Consider the following 13,683-nt stretch of genomic DNA (forward strand, 5'->3'; position numbering starts at 1 on the left):
TACCTTTATACTGCTTTCACTTGCTGCACTTGCCGGTACTGCTGGGTATTTCACCTACCAATCGTTTGATTTTGTTTCTCGGTCTGTACAAGAGATGACCAACCGTGACTTGCCCCAGCTGGAGCAAAGCAACGCCCTAATCACAGCCGCGGGCAAAACAAAAGACGCAATGATTTCTGTGTTGATCGCTGAGGACGCCGCCGCCCTTGATAGTGCAGCAGCCGAGGTCGACTCTGCGGCATCTGGATTGCAGTCCGAGATCGGTGAACTTCCTGAAGACATGCGCGGATCGTTCGAACAAGAGATGGCCCGTGTGGCCGAAACACTGAACACGGCGATTTCGGCCCGTTCGAATGCGTTCGAGAATTCCGCGCGCGTCAAGGTCATGACACAGGAACTACAGGCCCTCGTTTCCGATACGCAATCCCTTCTGCTTCAGCTCGCGGATGACGCCTATTTCAACATCTCCGTGAAAGGGGATGATACGATGAGCATGGTCGATGAGACGCTTCTCGATCTTGCTGAGAACAAATTCGCAATCCTGCAGGCGCTGCTTGAAATCCGCGCCGAGATCAATTTGATGTCTGGCATCACATTGGCCATGGCCACAGAAACTGACAGGTCGATGCTTTCAATCTTGGGTGATCTTGCCACCTCGTCTTATGATCGACTGCAGGTCTCCATGTCGGGCATTGAGGGCACTGACGTGGGAAGCATGATCGGAGAAGACCTGGTCGTGGTTGCCGAAACCATGTTGACTGCGATCAATGCGGGCACGTCCGGTGCAGCGTTTGACCAGGCCTCCATTCTGTCCAGCAGACAAGAGGCGGATGCGCTTTTGGCCTCTGCGGTGGATGACATGGTGTTTGAGTTGACGATCGCAGCAGATGACGCGGCGACCGGAAACCGTGACGCCATTCAAAGCCTGCTCGACAATGAAGTCGACTTCATGAACACGCTCCTCGAGATCAATTCCCGGCTGAGCGCGTATCAGGTTGAGGGGTTGAAAATCGTTGGTGCACAGACTGTTGAGCAAGTCCAATCCGCAGAAAAAGCCATGTTGGGAGCCGCAACAGGACTTGCCAAGTATCTGGAGTTCAGTGACGGCATTCTGGCCGAGCAAATCACCAGCGCGGCCGCTTTGGCGGCTTCGGAAACAGGCCTTGCGTCTTTCCGGATGAAATCGCTGCGGGCGCAGCAAAACGCAGCGGCTGCGGTTCAGGCCAGTGTTGAAGCGGTGCTGATGATTGCAGGCAAGGCCTCGGTTCGCGGGGCTGAAAGCCAAAGCATGATCTACGAGAAGGCCGTCAGTATTTCGGACGATGCCGCAGAGGTCAAAGGCAACCTTGAGCTTGTGGGCGTTGGTGCCGCGGCGCTGGTCCTGTTGACCCTTGGGCTCAGCCATCTCCTGATCGTGCGCCCACTCAATGCCATCAGCCGAACAACCGAGCGCCTGTCGCAGGGCGATATGAGCCCGGTAACCGGCTTTGACCGCTCCAGCGATGAGATCGTGCGAATTGCGCGAGCGCTTACAGTGTTCCGCGACGGGTTGGTTGAAAAGGAAGAACTGGAACGTATCGCGGAGAACGAGCGGGCGGAAAACCAAGCCAAACAGGCCGCTGCGGTTGACGCCATCGGCCGCGGGCTGTCCGAGCTCGCGCAAGGCAATCTGGTCTACCGGATCGATGCGGAGCTCGCCGAAGGGTATCAGCAGCTCAAGGCGGACTTCAACAGAACGGCTGAAACACTGAAGGGCACCGTCGAGGAAGTCAGCGATGTTGCCGGGTCGATCAGGCGGGGCTCTTCGGAGATCAGCCAGGCGGCAGACGACCTATCCCATCGCACGGAAAGCCAGGCTGCGACTTTGGAAGAAACCGCAGCTGCTCTTGAGCAACTCACAGTTAGTGTGCGCTCTTCGGCCGATGGTACAAAAGAGGCCGAGGCAACCACGCTGGATGCGCGCAACAAGGCAAGTGAAAGCGGTGTCGTAGTCGAAAAGGCAGTAAAAGCCATGAAGGACATCGAAGCCAGCTCGTCTCAGATCTCGCAGATCATTGGTGTCATTGATGATATTGCCTTCCAGACCAATCTGCTGGCGCTGAATGCCGGTGTCGAAGCGGCACGGGCAGGCGAAGCTGGTCGCGGTTTTGCTGTGGTTGCCTCGGAAGTTCGCGGGCTTTCGCAACGGACTACAGATGCGGCGCGCGAGATCAAGGAACTCATATCCACAAGTACCGGTCAGGTTGAAGCCGGGGTGGACTTGGTCAGTCGCACGGGGGATGCCCTGCAAAGCATCGTGGAGCGTGTTGCTGCGATCTCCAGCCTCGTGAGTGGCATTGCGGCCTCCACGGATGAGCAGGCAACTGGCCTGACTGAAACCAACACGGCGGTTTCGCTTCTTGATCAGGTCACGCAACAGAATGCGGCGATGGTCGAGGAGACAAGTGCTGCAGGTCAATTGCTCAGCTCCGATGCTCAGCGGCTGAGCGACTTGATGGCGAAGTTCAATACGACCTCGATGGGCATGTCACAGGAGCAAGCCGCAATCCCGGATCAGGGGGACGGATCAGAGGTGCGAATGGCGTCGTAAATCGGCGGCAGGCCCGGTCTTCTGCCTGAGCCCGCCGCCTTTCGGATTGCCACGACAAGTGCAGTGCGAGCTGAAGGTACTGAAACATCGAACGCCAATGATGTTGGCAGTTGGAAAACGACAGCAAGGTGTCCAGTTTCTCTGCAGTATTGGCAACATGCGCCGGGCGTCAGAACAGGCCCGTTGTGGTTTCCGGGCTTTCAATCCAAGCCTCGCCCTTTTTCGCCAAGAAAGGCGGCGCGCGCGTCAGCGCCCCAGCTGCGCCCGCAGTTCTTCGGCCTCGCGCCGGGCATCACGCAGCCCTTCCATTGCTGCGTTCAGCTCTGCTTCGGTCTGGGTCAGCTGGTTGGTCAGTTCAGCTTCGCGCTGCTGCAGGTAGGTGATCGCCTGATCGCGGGTTTCCTCGGCTTCGTGCAGCTCCTGGCTCATCCGGTCGAGGTCAGCTACGTCACTTTGGCGCACGCGGGTAAAGCGATGCACCAGCCAATTTGCGAACCAGCCCATCGCAAAGGCAGCAAACAGGATGATGGCTGTGGTGATTATGAACTCGGTTCTGTTCATTGGTCCGATGTCTCCTGTGCGCTGTCATCTGTCTGAGCGGGTTCCTCTGGTGCTTCTGGCTCAGGAGCCAACTCGGTTGCGCTCTCTTCGCTGGCTGTCTCTGCGGGATCGGCATCAAGCTTGCCATCCGCCCCGATCCCGGTGCCGGGCAGCATCAGTTTGAATTCGATCCGTCGGTTTGCCTCGCGGCCCTCTTCGGTGTCGTTGGAGGCGATGGGCGTGCTTTCGCCATAGCCGCGCGCCACGTAGGTCGAGGTCAGGATGCGCCGCGCCCTCAATTCATTCAGAACCGATTGCGCCCGCGCCTGGCTGAGGTTCTGGTTCATCTCCTCGCGGCCCTGGCTGTCGGTGTGCCCCTGAATCTCAAGCCGGATCGGACCGCAATCTTCGAGAATAGCTGCAATCTTGTCGAGGATCACGCCGCTGGCGGCCTCGACGGTGGCAGAGCCGGGCTCAAAGGTGATCTTTCCAGCATCCAGCTGCACACCGATCAGTTGCGCTTGACACAGCTCAGGGGCCATGGGCTGGTCTTCAGGGGCGGGCGGCTCTTCATAGGTGATATCAAGATCGTAGCTTTCCGCTTCACCCAGCTTGGCTGACAGGAACCGGGCGATATCCGCTGGTGCATCCTTGTTGTAGCTCATCCCGCGCAAGACCAGACTGTCGGGGGTTACGGTCACAGCGCCGCGTTGCAGGTAGGACAACGCCTCAAGCCCTGCCAGCACCCGCACCGGCCATTCTGCGGGCAAGCCGTCGACAATGCGCGCCGCGGTGTAGACACTGTCAAAGCCGAACCGCGCCTTGGCATAGCTGTCGGCGATTGTGCGGGTGGCGGCGTCATTGATCCGCCCACGCAGCTGTACTTGTCCCTCGGGGCTGAGCGTCGCGGTGAACTCGGGCGGGCCTGCCGCCGCATCGGCTTTCGGCGTGGGCAGCACCGCATGCAGTGCAAAAACCTCGGGCAGGGCGGTTTCCAGCTCACCCACGACCGTATCAAACAACGAGTCGGCCGTGCCTTCGGCTGCGATCAGCGTGATATCGGCATTGGCAATGGTCACCGATCCCTGGCCAATGGCGGCAAGGCTTTGGATGCTCAGCTCGGCGGCATCGGCCCAGTTTGGCGATGGAACGCCCATGCCGATCACGCAGTTTGCTTCGCCTTCCAACCCGGCCGCGCGTGCAGCAGAGAGGATGCGGGCCTGGCTTTCTTCGCTTTCGGCAGAGCAGGCATCAAAGCGCGCGCCGCCTTCGGAAATGAGGAACCGCAGGGTAAACGGGGTGATGACGGGGCGAGGCGCGGCAATATCGAGGCTGATGCGGATCTGCGGCGGCGCCATGCGGGTCAATCGGCTTTCAAAGGCGCTGCGCTCTTCCGCGCTGTCGGCAATGGCCGTGATCGAGACAGACCCCGCCTGAACCGAGATCTTGGCCCTTGGCAGCAGGTCAAGCGCCTCGAGTGCGAACGCCATGGCTGGGTCCCAATCCTGCGGCGCAGGGTAATCACCGGCTTCCAGCAGGTCCGTCACCTTCTTGCGGCTTTTGCGTGCGATCCCCTGCAACTGATCGGTGATGTCGTCGCGCGAGGCAGAAAGAGGGATCAACCCGCTGATCGAGATCCCGCGGTCATTGCGCAAAATCTCTGCGGAAAACCTGGGCGGTGCCAGACCTTCGGCCGGGGGGACGGTGATATCGTCGATCACCCGGGCAGCATCGACGACACCGCCTACCAGGGAAATGGCCGCAAATCGCGTTGCCTCATCTGGTGCGGTGCCCTGCAGGGTCACGCGTAGCCCGTCTGCTGTCACCTCGGCCCAGTGCATGCCGGAAACGTCCAGGGTCCGGCGCACCTCCCGTTCGCTGCCGCGCTCAATGGCGGTCACGGCGAAACTGGCGGCCACCAAGCTCAGCCCTGCCGCGGCAGCGAAGGACAGAGTCGGGATCAGGAGCGATGACAGGCGCATAAGATAGGCATTCTCCGCAGTGGATGGGCATTGTCTTACAGCGCCAAAGGGTGCGGTTCAATCACACGAAACTGGCTGCGGCAAAGAAGATAAGCGGAATCAAGCCGGTATCTCGGTTGAGCCGGAACAGTTGCAACAGCCGGGGGCTGTTTTCTGCATCGAATGCCCGCAGTTGCCATGTCATGTGCCATCCCATCGCCCAAGGTCCGGCCAGTGCAATCAGAAGTGTGACAAGGCTGGCGTCCTCGCGCGCGGCCAGCACGACGGCCAATGCCATCAGGCTGACGGTTGCCACGATAAAGCGGCGCAGCCAGCGCGGGCTATTCTCTCCGAACAGGCGCGCGGTGGACTTTACCCCGATCAGAGCGTCATCCTCGGTGTCCTGATGGGCATAGATGGTGTCATAGAACAGCGTCCAGGCGATCCCGGCAAGGTAGAGGATCACCGGCGGCCAGGCGAGCGATCCGGTATGGGCCACCCAGGCCAGCATGGCGCCCCAGTTGAAGGCCAGTCCCAAAAAGATCTGCGGCCACCAGGTGAACCGCTTGGCAAAGGGGTAGACCGCAACCGGCAGCAGCGCAAGGATGCCCATGGCGATGGCGGCCCAGTTGAAGGTCAGAAGGATGGCAAATGCAATAAGTGCCTGCAGCACCATCCAAAGCACGGCGCCCTTTACCGTGACCTGCCCCGATGGGATCGGTCGCGACCTTGTGCGTTCGACCGCGCCATCGAAGTTGCGGTCGGTGATGTCGTTCCAGGTGCAGCCCGCCCCGCGCATCAGCCAGGCGCCAAAGCCACAGGCGACAAAGATCCATACATCCTGCCAGACCGGCGTGCGGTCCCAGAGAATCGCCAGCGCAAGACCCCACCAGCAGGGGATCAGCAACAGCCAGGTGCCGATGGGCCGATCCGCCCGGCTGAGACGCAGATAGGGGCGGGACCAGGCGGGCGCATGGGTGTCGACCCAATTTCCCTTGACCGCATCCGCGACCTGACCGTCTGGTGTTGGCGATTGCCCTTGCATATGTAGGACCTCATGAGTGCGAAGATCAGATTGTATGTAGAGCACCCCTTGGGGGCAGAGCAAACCATTCCTGTGGAGCGGGATCAGGCACATTACCTTTTTGGGGTGATGCGACTGGCCGTGGGTTCCAAAGTGGCGCTGTTCAACGGGCGTGATGGCGAATGGCTGGCCGAGGTGGTCGAGGCCAGCAAACGCAGCGGCGTGTTGATCTGCCAAGAGCAGACCCGCCCCTTGCAGATGCCGCCCGACCTGTGGCTGCTGTTCGCGCCGATCAAGAAGGCGCGCACCGATTTCATCGTGGAAAAGGCCGCCGAGATGGGCGCCGCGTGTATCCTGCCGGTGCAGACAGAGTTCACCAACTCCGAGCGCATCCGCCAGGACCGGCTGCAGGCCCATGCAGTAGAGGCGGCCGAGCAATGCGGTGGCACCTATGTGCCCGAGGTGGCCGATCTGCAGAAACTGTCGCGCCTGCTGGACCATTGGCCCCCTGAACGCCAACTTATGTTCTGCGACGAAGCCGAGGTGGGCAACGCATTGCAACTGGCTGCCGAACACCACAAAGGCGCGCCCTGGGCCATCCTGATCGGTCCCGAAGGCGGGTTTTCCGAAGGGGAACGCAAACGCCTTCATGCCCTGCCTCAATCCCATGTGGTCAGCCTGGGTCCGCGCATCCTGCGCGCAGACACCGCAGCGGTCGCGGCGATGACCCTGTGGCAGCAGGCACTTGGGGATTGGGGATAGGAGCGCATTGAGATGGTCTGGCGCATAGCAACCAAGGCGGATTTGCCGCACATCGACGCCCTGCTGCGCCGCCATGTGCAAAGCTCGATGTTTCTTTTAGGCAACCTGCGCGATCTGGTTCTGGGGTGGCGCGCTGCGTATCACGCCGAGATTTTGGGCACGGCAGATGAAAACTGCGCCACAGAGGCACAGCGTGACGTGGACGGTTATGTGGAAAGAGGCAGCCACCGGTTGCTCATGATTGCGGGACGGGCGTTTGCCATGTGTGGCTTCAATGCCCAGATGTCTGACGTGGTGCAGGTTGGCGGGGTCTACACGCCGCCTGGCTCAAGGGGCAACGGATGCGCGTCCTGCCGGATCGTCTACTATGATGCGGTTTGCTCCGGGACTGGAGGTGCCATGAAGCTTATGTCACGACTAGAGCGTGCCATGTTGCGGCAGGGGACAGTGCGATCTCAGGTCAGGGGGTATTTTCGCCATGTGTGATCAGCTCTGGTCTGAATATGAGATGCTATTCGGGGTTTATGAGGCCTACAACGATCAATCGCTAGTTCTGAAAGGCTGGTCGGTCACCCTCTCCCTCGCTGCGATTGCCGCTGCCTACTCCGAAAAAGTCGGTACTCAGGGGCGTATGGTGGTCTGGATGTCAGCCGCTGCGGCGGGGGTGTTCTGGCTGCTCGATGCATTCTGGAAAAGCTACCAATTGGTCTATCTGCAGATGTTGGAGGGGTTGGAGCAGAACTGGGCCTGCACCGCAGGTATGGATGGTCCTATGATTTTCCAGCAATGGGAGGCAGTCTACCGCAGCTGGCATTTCCTGACTGTGCTTCATTATCCCAGCGTCTTCCTGCCTCATGTCTTTGTTGTCGTGCTTGGGATCGGCCTGGCCCTGTTTTATCCCCCGCGCAGTGAATGAGGAGCTTGCCATGAGTTTTATCCGACCCGAGGCGCGGGCCACTCTGTGGCGCTGGCGCGAGTTGATCGTGGCGACGTTGATGCTGCTGATCGGTCTGAAATGGGCCTACACATCCTATGGGTTCACAGCGGTCACCGGCTGGGCGCTGATCCTTGTGGGGCTGGTGCTTGCGGTGATCGGCGCACAGCGCCTGCGCTTTCGCCTCGGTGCCGGGGGGCCGGGTGTCGTGCAGGTGGATGAAGGGCAGATCGCCTATTTCGGCCCGCTGACAGGCGGCGCAGTGGCGCGTTCGGAAATCGAGCGGCTGCGGCTCGATCACACCTCCAAACCGCCCCATTGGGTGTTGGAACAACCCGGACAGGCACCGCTGGCGATACCTGTGAATGCCGAAGGGCACGAGGCGCTGTTCGATGTCTTTGCCTCCCTGCCGGGCCTTAAGACCGAGCGGATGCTGAGTGAATTGCGCAAGGCGGGCGCTCACCAGGTCGTGATCTGGGAGCGTCGTCCCAGTCGCCCTATAGACCAAAGGCTGCATTGACACCGGCGGCTTTTCCCCCCACTCCTGACCGCCGAAACGAGCGAAACAACAGGACGGAGTGTCCGGCATGTCCATTCCCCAGTCCGGCGGCGGACCGATTGAACGCCACGAACAGATGGCCGAATACCTGGCCTCCGGCTGCAAACCCAGCGCCGACTGGCGTATCGGCACCGAGCACGAGAAGTTCGGCTATTGCAAGGATACGCTGAAACCACTGCCCTATGAGGGGCAGCGCTCGATCCTGGCGGTGCTGGAAGGGTTGCGTGATCGCTATGGCTGGGCGCCTGTGACCGAGGGTGGGAATCTCATCGGTCTGACCAAGGATGGCGCCAACGTCAGCCTTGAGCCGGGCGGCGCGCTGGAGCTGTCGGGCGCTCCGCTTGAGACCATTCACGAGACCTGCGACGAGGTGAACGCCCACCTGCGTGAGGTGAAGGAAATCGCCGACAAGATCGGTGTGGGTTTCATCGGTCTGGGCGCTGCGCCGATCTGGAGCCACGAGGAAATGCCACTGATGCCCAAGGGGCGTTACCGGCTGATGAACGACTACATGACCAAAGTCGGCACCATGGGCCGCGCCATGATGCGCCGCACCACCACCGTACAGGTGAACCTCGATTTCGCGTCTGAGGCCGACATGGTGCAGAAACTGCGCGTGGCGCTGGCGCTGCAGCCGGTGGCAACGGCTTTGTTCGCAAATTCGCCCTTCTTTGAAGGCAAGCCCAACGGTCAGAAATCCTGGCGCAGCACCATCTGGCGTCACCTTGATGATGCGCGCACTGGTATGCTGCCTTTCGTCTTTGAAGAGGGCATGGGGTTTGAACGCTACGTTCAGTACGCGCTCGATGTGCCGATGTATTTCGTTTATCGCGACGGTCAGTACATCAACGCGCTGGGCCAGTCCTTCCGGGATTTCCTGAAGGGGGAACTGCCTGCACTGCCCGGCGAAATCCCGACGCTCAGCGATTGGGCCGATCACCTGACCACCGCCTTTCCCGAGGCGCGGATCAAGAAATATATGGAGATGCGCGGCGCCGATGGCGGCCCCTGGCGCAGGCTTTGTGCGCTGCCTGCCTTCTGGGTTGGCTTGATGTACGATCAAAGCAGTCTCGATGCGGCCTGGGATCTGGTGAAGGGTTGGGACGCGGAGACCCGCGAAGCCCTGCGTGTGGGCGCGGCCGAACAGGCGCTGCAGGCCGAGGTTGGCGCGATCAAGATGCACGATCTGGCTCGGCAGGTGCTGGAGATCTCCGAGGCGGGCCTGAAGGCGCGCGCGCGGGCCGGTGCAGGTGGCATGGTCCCGGACGAGACGCATTTCCTCAACGCGCTGAAGGAAAGCATCGATAGCGGTAAGGTCCCAGCGGATGAGCTCTTGGAGCATTACCATGGCGACTGGAACGGCGATCTGACGCGTATCTACGCCGAATACAGTTACTGATCCAAAAAGATGGATGATGGGAAGGGGGCGCCGCTGAGACGCCCCTTTTTCTTGCCGATGGCCCTCAAGCGGCGCCTTTCGGTCGTTGGCCCATTTGGCGGCGGGGTCAGGGCGCGATCAGGATGCTGCCGGTCACCTCTACCTCTCCGGCTTCGGTCAGGCGAAACACGAGGATCTCTCCAGATCGTGTGCTGCGCCCCGTAAGAGCAGATATGTTCACCTGATGTGTGACCAGCATCAGACTGCCCTCGGCTTCCTTGAGCAGATCCAGCGCCTCACGTGTCTGGCTGTCCCGGGTGGAGAAGTCCTGAAAGAAGGAGTTAAGCGCTGGTGCATCTGTCACTGGTCCAAGGTCAAGGAGGCGAGCGGTTTCACGGGTACGGCACCACTGGCTGGTGAGTATGGCATCGAAGGTGATACCCATGGCTTTGAGCGCGGCGCCGGTCTGTTCGGCCTGTTTGCGCCCGCGGGCGTCGAGGTTTCGCTGGGTACTGCAATCGTCCAGCACGAAAGCCCCCGGATCGCCAGTACCCGGTGCCAGCGCGTGGCGCATGATTGCCATGGCTCCCGGAGCCTTGAGCGCGTCCCAGTCATTGGCTGCTGCCATCATGGGCAGGGCCAGAAATATAACAAGCAGTCGGATCATGCGGCGGATCTCCCAGAGGTGCGAATACGGGGCATTTTGCTCCTGGCATTGACATGGTTCAGTTTCGCAAAACGGCAAACGGCGGCGCTTGTTGGCGGGATGTGCGTTGCGGGGCGTGCGCGACATCTAGGCCCCAGAATCCAGCCAGGGGACCACGGGCTGGCGGGCCTTGGCATAGCCGGGCACGTCGGCATCCAGCCGCGCGGCGAGGTCCGGCAAGCGGCTGACCGGCACCTTGGGAAAGAGGTGATGCTCGCGGTGATAGAACATCAGATAGGCGAGCCGGGCCAGAATGCCGCGCTGGCTGCGCCCGGCAAGTCCGCTATGGGCCGTGCCCTGATGGGTGATCCACACCGCAAAGAAGGCTGTCAGACATTGCGCAACTGCCATGGCCGCCAGATGCAGAAGCAGGAAATCCACACCGCTCAATACGATAGCTCCAACGGTCACAGCAACGCACAGACCGTCCCGCAGCATCCGCCGCTGCCGCTTGCGACCGCCGCCCTGCCAGCAGTGACGGATCAGGTCGAGCGGAAAGCGCGGGCCATAGAGCAGGACCTCGCCTGCGTTCATGTGCCCGCAATGCCCTTCCAGGTCGCCGGGTCCCATGGCGTGGCGATGGTGCTGCATGTGGCTCCAGGCGACGGAGGAGTTGCAGCCCATCATGACCGCGCTGAGGAGGTGCAGCAGTGCAATGTCAAACCGCCGAGGCAGGCCGAGATTGCCATGGATCGCCTCATGGTTCAGACGCAGGGCGCAGAGAAAGAACATGAAGCTGGCGACCGCCCCCAAGGGCCAGATCGGCGAAGCATAAAGCGCCCAGGACAGCGCCAGCCATGGCAGCGGCAGGGTGAGCTCCACCATCTTTTGCCATGGGCGCAGGTTTGACAGGTCTTGCCACTGCACTTGGGACGGAGCGGTCTCGCGCGGGTGCATGTCTTTCTCCTTTCTTCGGATTTATGCGGGGCTTGGGGCAGGGGGCTGCGGGGCAGGGGGCTGAGCCGCATCCACCGCCTCGCGGACCACGGCGCGCAGAGTGGCGACGGCGTGGGTGAAGCCAAGGCCAAGGCAGATCGCCGCAAAACCGAGCGCGGGCAAAAGGCTCGCGGAGCCCATCGCAGGCAGCAGGCCCCGGCTTCCTAATGCAAGCAGCGGCAGTGCGGCGCCGATCAGCCCGACCCCGCCAAGGGCGATCATGGCATAGCCAGTGGCGATGGTGACCCCTGCCGCCCGCGCGGCGCGGCCAGACTGCGGACAGTCGCCTAAGATGCTGGAAATCTTGAGGATCATCAGGGTCATCGCGGTGACCATTAGAAGGGCGAGGGCAAGGTAGGTTGCGATTTGAAACAGCATGTTGGGGGTCCTTTCGGGTTAGAGGGTTTGTTTGTAGAAATCGCGTTCGAGAACGGCGTAGCGGAAACCGCCGATCCCGCCCCAAAGCGGAGCGAAAAAACAGCCGAAGAAAAGGAAGATTGCCAAGCCGCCGGTTCTTCCACCGCTGGCCGCGCCAAGGAGAGTGAGAGGCAGGAACACGACCACATGGGCCAGCAATGCGAGCCAGACCCAGTCATATGGCGCGACGCGATGGCGGCGCATGTAGTTCAGCATCACCGGTATGCCGACGACCAGAAAGACCGGCCCGCCCATGAGGGTGGCAAACCGAATGAACATGGTGGACCATCCAAGAAGGGCAATCACTCCCGGCCCAGCGATCATGGCGATGAAAAAGGCGACGGGGTCCACCAGGTGGCGCTTTGCCACGACTTCGGGTTCAGTGTTTTTTGTATCGGCAGATATTTCTGTTATTTGTGAAAGCTCTGGGCAAATTTTTTTGAATGGGCCTAGTCGGATTTTCCGCCGGGCAGGAAGCGCACCAGTTTCGATCCCATCTTCAGCACCGCCAAATGCACCGCGCGGGGCAGGCGGGAGAAGTCCATGTACCAGTCATCAAACATCTGCATCACGCGCAGGGTTTCGCCCATGCGTGCCTTGATGACCTTGGGGGTGTGGTCCTCTTCGGCCTCGGCCATGACCTCTTCGAGGGCGCGTAGGGTGGGGGCGAATTCACGTTCGCGCCGGGCGGCGACCACGGCATCCACAAGATCAAACATGTCGCGGATCGAAGTGAAATGATCGCGCCGGTCGCCCAGCTGACGGGAGGATTTGACCAGCCCCTGCGACTGCAACTCCTTGAGGCCGTTGGAGACATTGGAGCGCGCAAGGTTCAGCGTCTCGCAGATCTCCTCGGCGGTCATCGCATCGGGCGAGATATGCAAGAGCGCGTGGATCTGCGCGACAGAGCGGTTCACACCCCATTTGGAGCCCATCTCTCCCCAGTGAAGGATGAAGTTCTGCATGGCGGGGGTGAGGTGCATTCGATTTCTCCTGAAAATTCTGTAATTTCAGAAACAACAGGATTGCGAGTCGTGTCAACAGAAAACGGCGGCAGGATATCCCGCCGCCGCATCTTGCGTCCGTGAGTGAGGTCGCTTTGTTGTGTGGCGCTTACTGGTTTTGCAGCGCTGCCGGATCCTTGTCGGCGATGTCGGTCCAGTTGGTATCGGCCTTTTCGATGAAGCCGGCGATATCGCCTTCCCAGCGCTTCTGGATGTCTTCGGCGAGGTTCAGATAGAGCTTGTCGTCGACGATTTTCCACAGGGTCGGATCGCCGTCGAACTTGAAGCCCATGGCCGCACCAAAGGCGCAGTATCCGCCGTATTCGGGCAGGTAGGCTTCGGGGTTCTTTTCAAAGGCCACCTTGTTTTCTTCGGATGCGAAACGGTACAGCGCTTCATTGTGCACCGAGGTAATTTTCCAATTGCCGGGGGTCGGCTCACCCACGGTGAAATAGGCGACCGGGTCATAGCCCTGCAGAGCCAGGCCGGTCGAGGAAGCGTTGAGTTCCACGCCTGCCGCCATGGCCGAAGTCGCCAGGGCGACCGACAGTGCGACACCGCTCAAAACAGTCTTGAATTTATTCATGGTTTCATCCTTTCAAAGGGGGCCGGGGATGTAATGCTCCCGCGTGTTGGCCCATGGGTCGTGTAACTGTGTGCAACCCGTTGCGGCTGTCACAGCACCCATGTGGAGACGAAGGTGATCACGTTCAAAACAACTCATTTTGACTGCGCCGTGTGGCCGCCTGGACTGTTCGGAAATGCACATCACAATGGCGCGCGGCGTTTGTGAAGATGGCATCGGGCACGGGCAATGACAGCCGCCTTGCATTGGTTGCCAACTGTTGTGCGCCGCAGCGAAAACCGGCCAG

15 protein-coding genes are annotated in these 13,683 nt (G+C 60.7%); 6 read left to right on the forward strand and 9 right to left on the reverse strand.

From position 1 onward, the window contains the following. Nucleotides 1-169 precede the first annotated feature (169 nt). Nucleotides 170-2,590 carry a methyl-accepting chemotaxis protein gene (locus INS80_RS09950; protein WP_226892597.1) on the forward strand — a complete coding sequence of 807 codons (2,421 nt, stop codon included), beginning with the start codon at nucleotides 170-172 and terminating at the stop codon, nucleotides 2,588-2,590. A 246-nt stretch (nucleotides 2,591-2,836) separates the two neighbouring features. Here INS80_RS09950 and INS80_RS09955 read toward each other — a convergent pair whose 3' ends face one another. The 3 genes from INS80_RS09955 to ubiA all read right to left on the reverse strand — a co-directional run bounded on the left by INS80_RS09955 (nucleotide 2,837) and on the right by ubiA (nucleotide 6,136). After that, on the reverse strand, nucleotides 2,837-3,151 hold the full coding sequence (locus tag INS80_RS09955; RefSeq protein ID WP_192965482.1) for a hypothetical protein: 315 nt from the start codon (nucleotides 3,149-3,151) through the stop codon (nucleotides 2,837-2,839). Beyond that, nucleotides 3,148-5,112, reverse strand: a complete 1,965-nt coding sequence (locus INS80_RS09960) for an OmpA family protein (RefSeq protein ID WP_192965483.1) — start codon at nucleotides 5,110-5,112, stop codon at nucleotides 3,148-3,150. Before INS80_RS09960 ends, INS80_RS09955 begins: the two co-directional genes overlap by 4 nt. Before the next feature lie 61 nt (nucleotides 5,113-5,173). Beyond that, a complete protein-coding gene (gene ubiA / locus INS80_RS09965) occupies nucleotides 5,174-6,136 on the reverse strand; it encodes a 4-hydroxybenzoate octaprenyltransferase (RefSeq protein WP_192965484.1) in 963 nt (320 codons plus the stop codon). A gap of 12 nt (nucleotides 6,137-6,148) precedes the next feature. Here ubiA and INS80_RS09970 point away from each other — a divergent pair, with 12 nt between their 5' ends. The 5 genes from INS80_RS09970 (at nucleotide 6,149) to INS80_RS09990 (ending at nucleotide 9,769) form a co-directional block, all read left to right on the forward strand. Further along, nucleotides 6,149-6,877 carry a 16S rRNA (uracil(1498)-N(3))-methyltransferase gene (locus INS80_RS09970; protein WP_192965485.1) on the forward strand — a complete coding sequence of 243 codons (729 nt, stop codon included), beginning with the start codon at nucleotides 6,149-6,151 and terminating at the stop codon, nucleotides 6,875-6,877. 12 nt (nucleotides 6,878-6,889) lie between these two features. Next, on the forward strand, nucleotides 6,890-7,363 hold the full coding sequence (locus INS80_RS09975) for a GNAT family N-acetyltransferase (protein WP_192965486.1): 474 nt from the start codon (nucleotides 6,890-6,892) through the stop codon (nucleotides 7,361-7,363). Next, a complete protein-coding gene (locus tag INS80_RS09980; protein ID WP_192965487.1) occupies nucleotides 7,356-7,793 on the forward strand; it encodes a hypothetical protein in 438 nt (145 codons plus the stop codon). Before INS80_RS09975 ends, INS80_RS09980 begins: the two co-directional genes overlap by 8 nt. 10 nt (nucleotides 7,794-7,803) lie before the next feature. Further along, complete coding sequence (locus INS80_RS09985) at nucleotides 7,804-8,331, forward strand: hypothetical protein (RefSeq protein WP_192965488.1); 528 nt, start codon at nucleotides 7,804-7,806, stop codon at nucleotides 8,329-8,331. 67 nt (nucleotides 8,332-8,398) lie between these two features. After that, a complete protein-coding gene (locus tag INS80_RS09990; protein WP_192965489.1) occupies nucleotides 8,399-9,769 on the forward strand; it encodes a glutamate--cysteine ligase in 1,371 nt (456 codons plus the stop codon). A gap of 106 nt (nucleotides 9,770-9,875) precedes the next feature. On the opposite strand, the gene INS80_RS09995 is transcribed toward INS80_RS09990, so the two are convergent. The 6 genes from INS80_RS09995 to INS80_RS10020 all read right to left on the reverse strand — a co-directional run bounded on the left by INS80_RS09995 (nucleotide 9,876) and on the right by INS80_RS10020 (nucleotide 13,397). After that, nucleotides 9,876-10,415, reverse strand: coding sequence for a histidine phosphatase family protein (locus tag INS80_RS09995; protein WP_192965490.1), 540 nt, complete (start codon nucleotides 10,413-10,415; stop codon nucleotides 9,876-9,878). A 126-nt stretch (nucleotides 10,416-10,541) separates the two neighbouring features. Next, complete coding sequence (locus INS80_RS10000; protein ID WP_192965491.1) at nucleotides 10,542-11,351, reverse strand: fatty acid desaturase; 810 nt, start codon at nucleotides 11,349-11,351, stop codon at nucleotides 10,542-10,544. 21 nt (nucleotides 11,352-11,372) lie between these two features. Beyond that, complete coding sequence (locus INS80_RS10005) at nucleotides 11,373-11,768, reverse strand: hypothetical protein (RefSeq protein WP_192965492.1); 396 nt, start codon at nucleotides 11,766-11,768, stop codon at nucleotides 11,373-11,375. Nucleotides 11,769-11,786: 18 nt separating this feature from the next. Beyond that, nucleotides 11,787-12,176: a hypothetical protein gene (locus INS80_RS10010; protein WP_192965493.1), complete on the reverse strand. Its 390-nt coding sequence runs from the start codon at nucleotides 12,174-12,176 to the stop codon at nucleotides 11,787-11,789. Nucleotides 12,177-12,256: 80 nt separating this feature from the next. After that, complete coding sequence (locus INS80_RS10015) at nucleotides 12,257-12,790, reverse strand: GbsR/MarR family transcriptional regulator (RefSeq protein WP_192965494.1); 534 nt, start codon at nucleotides 12,788-12,790, stop codon at nucleotides 12,257-12,259. Between the two features lie 130 nt (nucleotides 12,791-12,920). Further along, a complete protein-coding gene (locus INS80_RS10020) occupies nucleotides 12,921-13,397 on the reverse strand; it encodes a YHS domain-containing (seleno)protein (RefSeq protein ID WP_192965495.1) in 477 nt (158 codons plus the stop codon). Nucleotides 13,398-13,683: the final 286 nt, after the last annotated feature.

It is taken from the genome of Phycobacter azelaicus (genome assembly GCF_014884385.1).
Lineage (GTDB): Bacteria > Pseudomonadota > Alphaproteobacteria > Rhodobacterales > Rhodobacteraceae > Phycobacter > Phycobacter azelaicus.

What these genes read in the sequence shown, in the direction of transcription:
- INS80_RS09950 (WP_226892597.1), top strand. Translation starts at nt 170, where the DNA reads ATGATTTCTGTGTTGATCGCTGAGGACGCCGCCGCCCTTGATAGTGCA.
- INS80_RS09955 (WP_192965482.1), bottom strand. Translation starts at nt 3,151, where the DNA reads ATGAACAGAACCGAGTTCATAATCACCACAGCCATCATCCTGTTTGCT.
- INS80_RS09960 (WP_192965483.1), bottom strand. Translation starts at nt 5,112, where the DNA reads ATGCGCCTGTCATCGCTCCTGATCCCGACTCTGTCCTTCGCTGCCGCG.
- ubiA (WP_192965484.1), bottom strand. Translation starts at nt 6,136, where the DNA reads ATGCAAGGGCAATCGCCAACACCAGACGGTCAGGTCGCGGATGCGGTC.
- INS80_RS09970 (WP_192965485.1), top strand. Translation starts at nt 6,149, where the DNA reads ATGAGTGCGAAGATCAGATTGTATGTAGAGCACCCCTTGGGGGCAGAG.
- INS80_RS09975 (WP_192965486.1), top strand. Translation starts at nt 6,890, where the DNA reads ATGGTCTGGCGCATAGCAACCAAGGCGGATTTGCCGCACATCGACGCC.
- INS80_RS09980 (WP_192965487.1), top strand. Translation starts at nt 7,356, where the DNA reads ATGTGTGATCAGCTCTGGTCTGAATATGAGATGCTATTCGGGGTTTAT.
- INS80_RS09985 (WP_192965488.1), top strand. Translation starts at nt 7,804, where the DNA reads ATGAGTTTTATCCGACCCGAGGCGCGGGCCACTCTGTGGCGCTGGCGC.
- INS80_RS09990 (WP_192965489.1), top strand. Translation starts at nt 8,399, where the DNA reads ATGTCCATTCCCCAGTCCGGCGGCGGACCGATTGAACGCCACGAACAG.
- INS80_RS09995 (WP_192965490.1), bottom strand. Translation starts at nt 10,415, where the DNA reads ATGATCCGACTGCTTGTTATATTTCTGGCCCTGCCCATGATGGCAGCA.
- INS80_RS10000 (WP_192965491.1), bottom strand. Translation starts at nt 11,351, where the DNA reads ATGCACCCGCGCGAGACCGCTCCGTCCCAAGTGCAGTGGCAAGACCTG.
- INS80_RS10005 (WP_192965492.1), bottom strand. Translation starts at nt 11,768, where the DNA reads ATGCTGTTTCAAATCGCAACCTACCTTGCCCTCGCCCTTCTAATGGTC.
- INS80_RS10015 (WP_192965494.1), bottom strand. Translation starts at nt 12,790, where the DNA reads ATGCACCTCACCCCCGCCATGCAGAACTTCATCCTTCACTGGGGAGAG.
- INS80_RS10020 (WP_192965495.1), bottom strand. Translation starts at nt 13,397, where the DNA reads ATGAATAAATTCAAGACTGTTTTGAGCGGTGTCGCACTGTCGGTCGCC.